1 rRNA gene is annotated in these 754 nt (G+C 58.5%); it reads left to right on the top strand.

Going from position 1 to position 754, the window contains the following annotated elements:
- Nucleotides 1–732: ribosomal RNA gene (locus tag JHAT_RS33515) — 23S ribosomal RNA — on the top strand; the annotation flags it as partial.
- Between the last annotated feature and the right edge of the window lie 22 nt (nucleotides 733–754).

A 754-nucleotide genomic window follows, 5' to 3' on the forward strand; every position in this document is an offset into this window, starting at 1 on the left:
AAATACCAGTCTGGTCGTGCTGGATGTCTAACCTGGGTCCGTGATCCGGATCAGGGACAGTGTCTGATGGGTAGTTTAACTGGGGCGGTTGCCTCCTAAAGGGTAACGGAGGCGCCCAAAGGTTCCCTCAGCCTGGTTGGCAATCAGGTGTTGAGTGTAAGTGCACAAGGGAGCTTGACTGTGAGACCGACGGGTCGAGCAGGGACGAAAGTCGGGACTAGTGATCCGGCGGTGGCTTGTGGAAGCGCCGTCGCTCAACGGATAAAAGGTACCCCGGGGATAACAGGCTGATCTTCCCCAAGAGTCCATATCGACGGGATGGTTTGGCACCTCGATGTCGGCTCGTCGCATCCTGGGGCTGGAGTCGGTCCCAAGGGTTGGGCTGTTCGCCCATTAAAGCGGTACGCGAGCTGGGTTTAGAACGTCGTGAGACAGTTCGGTCCCTATCCGCTGTGCGCGCAGGAGTCTTGAGAAGGGCTGTCCCTAGTACGAGAGGACCGGGACGGACGAACCTCTGGTGTGCCAGTTGTCCTGCCAAGGGCATGGCTGGTTGGCTACGTTCGGGAGGGATAACCGCTGAAAGCATCTAAGCGGGAAGCCTGCTTCGAGATGAGGACTCCCACCCACTTGATGGGGTAAGGCTCCCAGCAGACGACTGGGTTGATAGGCCGGATCTGGAAGCACCGCAAGGTGTGGAGGTGACCGGTACTAATAGGCCGAGGGCTTGTCCTCAGTTGCTCGCGTCCACTGTGTT

The organism is Streptomyces sp. JHA26 (assembly GCF_002005565.1).
Classification (GTDB): Bacteria; Actinomycetota; Actinomycetes; order Streptomycetales; family Streptomycetaceae; genus Streptomyces.